Annotated in this window: 5 protein-coding genes; 2 read left to right on the top strand and 3 right to left on the bottom strand. The window is 66.3% G+C overall.

Going from position 1 to position 5,905, the window contains the following annotated elements:
• Positions 1-279: 279 nt before the first annotated feature.
• From nadB to nadC, 3 genes are read right to left on the bottom strand one after another with little or no spacing between them, the layout of a single operon-like run.
• Positions 280-1,872, bottom strand: coding sequence for an L-aspartate oxidase (gene nadB, locus MUO23_00525; protein ID MCJ7511435.1), 1,593 nt, complete (start codon positions 1,870-1,872; stop codon positions 280-282).
• 27 nt (positions 1,873-1,899) lie between these two features.
• Complete coding sequence (gene nadA, locus MUO23_00520) at positions 1,900-2,955, bottom strand: quinolinate synthase NadA (GenBank protein ID MCJ7511434.1); 1,056 nt, start codon at positions 2,953-2,955, stop codon at positions 1,900-1,902.
• Positions 2,952-3,839 carry a carboxylating nicotinate-nucleotide diphosphorylase gene (gene nadC / locus MUO23_00515; GenBank protein MCJ7511433.1) on the bottom strand — a complete coding sequence of 296 codons (888 nt, stop codon included), beginning with the start codon at positions 3,837-3,839 and terminating at the stop codon, positions 2,952-2,954. The genes nadA and nadC overlap by 4 nt, the downstream gene beginning before the upstream one ends.
• 203 nt (positions 3,840-4,042) lie before the next feature.
• Between nadC and MUO23_00510 the strand changes: the two genes are divergently transcribed.
• Both MUO23_00510 and MUO23_00505 read left to right on the top strand, forming a co-directional pair.
• Complete coding sequence (locus MUO23_00510) at positions 4,043-4,630, top strand: response regulator transcription factor (GenBank protein MCJ7511432.1); 588 nt, start codon at positions 4,043-4,045, stop codon at positions 4,628-4,630.
• 6 nt (positions 4,631-4,636) lie between these two features.
• Positions 4,637-5,764: a HAMP domain-containing protein gene (locus tag MUO23_00505; GenBank protein ID MCJ7511431.1), complete on the top strand. Its 1,128-nt coding sequence runs from the start codon at positions 4,637-4,639 to the stop codon at positions 5,762-5,764.
• Positions 5,765-5,905 lie beyond the last annotated feature (141 nt).

Raw genomic sequence — 5,905 nt, 5'->3', positions numbered from 1 at the left:
GCGCCGAGGCGCAGTTAGCCCTGGCGGATGCCCAGGACACCCTCAAAGCTTCCGAGCGCACCTGGCGGGTGAGCAAGCAGGGCAACCGCGCCAAGCAGCACCAGCGTGAAGGCGGCGCTGGCCGCAGTGATCGTCGCCAGGGAGAACATGGAGCGCTCCCCGGGACGCTACCCCGGGACGCTACCCCGGGACGCCCGGCGAGTTCGAAGAGGATCGGGAAGCGGCGCAGGCGTACAAGGACTACGCCGCGGCCAGCCAACTTGGCTCGCCGGGAGAGGATCAGATCAATCGGTCCCCTTCGTTCTCGGTGGCATCTCGCCGAAAGTGGCAGCCGCGACTCTGGCGGTTGTGACGCGCGGCCTGGGCCACGATCAGCGCTGCTTCCACGGCGTTTCGTAGACCGATCAGGCCGTCGCTCAGCTTCGTCGCCTGGTAGAAGGTCTCGATCTCGTTCCACATGTGGCGCAGCTCGCGGATCGCCCGCGACAACCCCTCGAAGCTGCGCACCAGCCCGACGTAATTCCACATAATGCTCTGAATCGTCTGCATGTCGCCCTGGATCAGGGCCGGATCCGGCTCGGCGACCAGTCCCGTTTCGTCCCAGCGAGGGACGTCGTCGGCCGAGGCCGGGCGGGCGATTTCCCCTCGACGGAAGCAATCCCCCAGATGCTCCGCGGCCCGGCACCCCCAGACAAGCCCCTCCAGGAGCGATGTCGAAGCCAACCGGTTGGCCCCGTGTAGCCCGGTGCAACTCACCTCCCCGACCGCATACAGGTTCTCGATGCTTGAGCGGCCCCACTCGTCGACCAGCACGCCACCGCAGAAGTAATGCGCCGCAGGGACGACCGGCACCGGTTCGCGTGAGATATCGAATCCGGCTTGCAGGCAGCGTTCATAGATGGATGGGAATCGCGTCCGGATAGCCTCAGAGGGCATCGACGAGGCCAGGTCGATCAGCACGTGTGAATACCCGTGGGCCTCCATCTCAGAGTGGATGGCACGGGCCACGATGTCGCGTGGGGCGAGGTCCTTCCACTCCGGCGCGTAGCGTTCCATGAACGGCCACCCGTCGGGTGTGAGCAGCCGGCCGCCCTCCCCCCTCACAGCCTCACTGATCAGGAACCCCTCGGCCCCCGGCGCGGCCAAAGCCGTGGGATGAAACTGCACATACTCGGCGTTAGTGATGCGAGCGCCGACGCGGTGCGCCATAGCCAGCCCATCCCCTCGGGCGCCGGGCGCGTTGGTTGTGTTGCGATAGATTCGCCCCAGCCCGCCGGTGGCGAGGATCGTTGCCGCGGCGATGAAACGGTGGACGGTCTGCTCCTGGCGATCGAAGGCGTAGGCGCCGTGGCACGAGATCGTCTGGTAGGCCGCCAGCGGATCGCGGCTGTGGTGAGGGAATGTGATCAGGTCGATGGCCGTGGCCTGCGTCAAGAGGGCGACATTGGGGCAGGCGCGCAACCGCGCGATCAGAGCCGCAGCGATCGCCCGGCCCGTGGTATCGCCCACATGCAGGATGCGGCGGTGAGCGTGGGCCGCTTCGGTGCCCCAAGCCAGCCCACCATCGAGGGCCCGGTCGAATTCCACACCGGCGGACCGGACGAGGACCTCTTCCACCCTGCGAGGACCTTCCTCGGCGAGGAGCCTGGCCGCCGCCGGTGAGCTGACCCCGGCGCCCGCAGCCAGGATGTCGGCGGCCAGGCTCCCCGGATCGTCGCCAGGCCCTCGCGAGACGATGCCGCCCTGGGCATAGCGCGTGTTCGATTCCTGGGGATCGGGGTCACGCGTGATGAGCACGATATCCCGACCCGGGTTGCGCGCCAGTTGCAACGCCGCCGTCGCTCCGCCAATGCCGCTCCCGATGATGAGCACGTCGGTCTGGATCAGGGAGGTCCCTCCTCAGTCCTTCTGCCCCACGGCCAGCATCCGCTCGACTGCCGTCGACGCCCGCAGGCGCACATCCTCCGGAACATCGATGACATACCGGCCCTGTTCAAGAGAGGCCAGGGTATCCTCCAGCGTGATCTGATTCATGTGCGGGCAGCGGACGCTGCACATCCGCACCATCTCTTTTTGCGGATTGGCCGCGGCGATGTTGTCGCCCATGGCACACTCAGTCAGCAACAGGTACCGGGGCGCACAGGTGCGCTCCACGTAATCGATCAAGGCCGACGTGCTCCCTGAGAAGTCCGATGCCGCCACGACCTCGGGCGGACACTCCGGGTGAGCCAGGACCACGACATCTGGATACTCCTCCCGGACGGCGACGATGTCACCGACGGTGAACTTCTCGTGCACCTCGCACCGGCCATGCCAGCCGACGAGCTGAACGTCGCCTTCGTGGAGGGTCTCTTCGGGCGGCACGAGGCTGGGGAAGAGGATGTGTTTCCCCGTCTCCCGCGCCACGTTGCGGGCCAGGTATTCATCGGGAAGAAAGATCACGGTTGGCGCGTGCAGAGACTCGATCACCGCCACGGCATTGCTTGACGTGCAGCAGATGTCCGACTCGGCCTTGACCTCGGCATAGGTGTTCACATAGCTCACCACCGGGACCCCCGGGAAGCGTCGCTTCAGGGCCCGCACGTCCTCGGCAGTGATGCTGGCCGCCAGCGAGCAGCCGGCCTTCTCTGAGGGGAGCAACACGGTCTTCTGCGGGCTAAGGATCTTCGCCGTCTCCGCCATGAATCGGACCCCGCAGAAGACGATCGTCCCCTTGTCGGTCGTGGCGGCCTTGCGGCTGAGCTCCAGCGAGTCGCCCACGTAATCCGGGATCGTGTGATAAAGCGCCGGCTCCATGTAGTTGTGGCCGAGGATGACGGCGTCCTTCTCCCTCTTGAGATCGATGATGCGCGCCGCCAGCTCGGCTTTGTAGCGGAGCTCGGCGTCGGGAGCGTGGCCCCCGAGCATCGCTGCTAGCTTCGCGTGGATCTCCTCGACAGAACCTTTCCCGGTCACCGTGCACCTCGGCTGTGCGGCGCTCCCCGCTCTGAACTCCCCTCTGGGGCAGGCTCGCGGATCAGCTCCAGGCTCACGTCAAACACCCTCGCCGAATGCGTGAGGGCCCCCACGGAAATGTCGTCGACGCCCGTCTGTGCGATCTTGCGCACGTTGTCCAGGCTCACGTTGCCCGAAGCCTCGAGCCGGGCACGGCCGCGGTTGATGGCCACGGCCTGCTTCATCGTCGGCGGACTCATGTTATCCAGCAGAATCCGCCGGGCTCCGGCGTCCAGAGCTGCCCGGACCTCATCAAGCGTGCGCGCCTCGACCTCAATCTCCAACCCGGTCTCGGCCGCCCGCGCCCGCCGGATAGCTTCCACCAGGGAGCCGGCGAAGTCGATGTGGTTATCCTTGATCAGGATCATGTCATACAGGCCGAGCCGGTGATTCGCTCCCCCACCTCGCCGCACGGCCAGCTTGTCGAAGGCCCGCAACCCAGGAGCCGTCTTGCGTGTGTCCAGGATCCTGGCCGGGGTGCCGGCCACCGCATTGACGAATTGACGGGTGAGGGTGGCAATGCCGGACATGCGCCCGAGGAAGTTCAACGCCGTGCGCTCCGCCGACAGGATCGCCCTGGCCGGGCCCGCGATCTCGGCCAGGACCTGGCCGGAGGAGACTCGGCTCCCCTCGGGGACCAGGGCCTTGAAACTCACCTTCCGGTCGAGCTCAAGCAAGACGGCCTCGGCGACATCCAGCCCGGCGACAATTCCGTCCTGCTTGGCGACCAGACGGGCGTGAGCCCGGGCGCCATCCGGGACGATGTTCGCGGTGGTGACATCCCCCGCGCCAAGATCCTCCTCCACTGCCAGCCTGATATGAGCGTGAATGTCCTTCGGCAACATTGGGAACACCTCAGGCCAGCGGCCTGGCGAGCGGAAGAGCTGGCGCCTCTCAATGTGCCTCGCTCGACACCAACGGTCATCCACCCGAACCGGGCCCACATCACCTGAAATAGGCCTTTTATGCTTCGACCGTCGAATCCGGCGCCCAGTAGTGATTGTAACGCGCCAGAGGGATTCCCCGCAGCCGTTCGTTCCCGAGGCTCATGCCTCGCGCCCAGGCGCTGCTGGCAGCAACGCTTCAGCCGCCTGACTTGATCGTGCTCGATGTGATGATGCCAGAAATGGACGGCTACGAATTCATGCGGCTGTACCCCAGGAACAAAGACGTCCCGATCACCCTGCTGGCGGCCAGGGTGGAGGCCGATGACCGGATCCTGGGGCTCGAGTTGGGCGCCGATGACTACCTGACCAAGCCGTTCCGTCCGCGCGAGCTGCTGGCGCGCATCCGGGCCGTGCTCCGGCGTGCCGGTGCCGTCGAGCCTCCCGGCGAGACGCTTCGCTGCGGCCAGGTCGGTGTCGATCGCCACGACCACGTCGTCCAGGTGGCCGGGCGGCAAATTGACCTGACTCCTTCCGAAGGCGACCTGCTGGCGGCGCTGATCTCGGCGCCGGGGCGTGTGTTCACACGTGCGGAGCTATTGGTTCGTATCCAGGGCGTGGCTTATGAAGGCTACGAGCGTACAGTCGATGTTCATGTGAAGAACCTTCGGGCGAAAATTGAACCGGAGCCGCGTAAGCCGCGGATCATCGATACGGTGTATGGCATCGGCTATCGCTTTACACGGGAGTGAGACGTCTTGTGCTCACTGACACCTAAGCTGCTGCTGACGTTCCTGATCGTGGGTTGGACGGGTGTGGCCATCGTGGCCGGCCTGGCCGCATTGGTGACAACCAGCGAGTTCGGGCGGTTCGGGACGTCGCGCTTCCGCAGCGGCACGGCCGAGGCCATTGCCGAGCACTATGCTCACGAGGGCTCGTGGGAGGGGGTCGAAGACGTGCTGCCCCAGCCCCAGCCGCCGCCGGGGGATCCGCCCCACGGAGAGGCGCCGGAGCGCCGCTTCCCTGTCGTGCTGGCAGACAGCGAATGGCGGGTGGTCCTGCCCGGCCCTGGACTGGCGGTCGGATCGGTCGTCCCGGACAGCCTGCGCGCCGATGCCCTCATCGTGCAGGTTGAGGGGGAGACGATTGGCTGGCTGATTTCGCAGCCGTTTGATGTGGGCGCGGACCGGGAGGCACAGCGCTTCCTTGACCGGGTGCAGTGGACCGTTGCCGTCGGCGCGGTGGCGGCGGCAGCCCTGGCGCTGACGCTCGGATGGAGGCTGGCCCGCGGGCTGACTCGCCCGCTGCGGGATCTGACAGCGGCCACGCGGGCTGCGGCGGAGGGCGACTTGCAGCAGCGGGTGGCGGTGCGCTCGCAAGATGAGTTGGGACAACTCGCCGACTCCTTCAATCGGATGTCTGAGCAACTGGCTCGCTCCATGGACTCGCGGCGGCAAATGACCGCCGACGTCGCTCATGACTTGCGTACACCGATCCGTGTTGTCATCGGTCATCTCGACGCCGTGGAGGACGGGGTTGTGCCTTCGGGTGAGGCGCTGCGGATCATCGGTGAGGAAACCCTTCGGCTGGAGCGGCTGGTGCAGGATCTTCACCTCCTAGCGATGGCGGATGCCGGCGCGCTGACTCTCCATCGGACCCGCCGGCCGATTGCCCGCTGTTGGAACAGGCCGTCGAGTCGCATCTTCCCATGGCTGCCGGGAAGGGGATTGCACTCGATCTGGAGGTGGAGGCTTGTTTGCCGCCCGTGGAGAACGACGCCATGCGCCTCTCCCAGGTCCTGGACAACCTACTGGAGAATGCTCTCCGACACACCCCTCAGGCGGGAGCTGTCCACCTTCGGGCCAGCCTCTCAGGCGAGTTCGTGAAGATCCAGGTGCAAGACAGTGGGCGCGGGATCGACTCGCAGGCACTCGACCGTGTCTTTGACCGGTTCTGCCGCACCGACCCTTCACGTCAGCGGGAAATCGGTGGCTCCGGTCTGGGCTTGGCCATCGCCCGCTCGATCG

It is taken from the genome of Anaerolineales bacterium (genome assembly GCA_022866145.1).
Taxonomy (GTDB): Bacteria; Chloroflexota; Anaerolineae; order Anaerolineales; family E44-bin32; genus PFL42.
The sequence above is the reverse complement of the archived record's forward strand: the minus strand, read 5'-3'. Positions and strand labels throughout refer to the sequence as shown.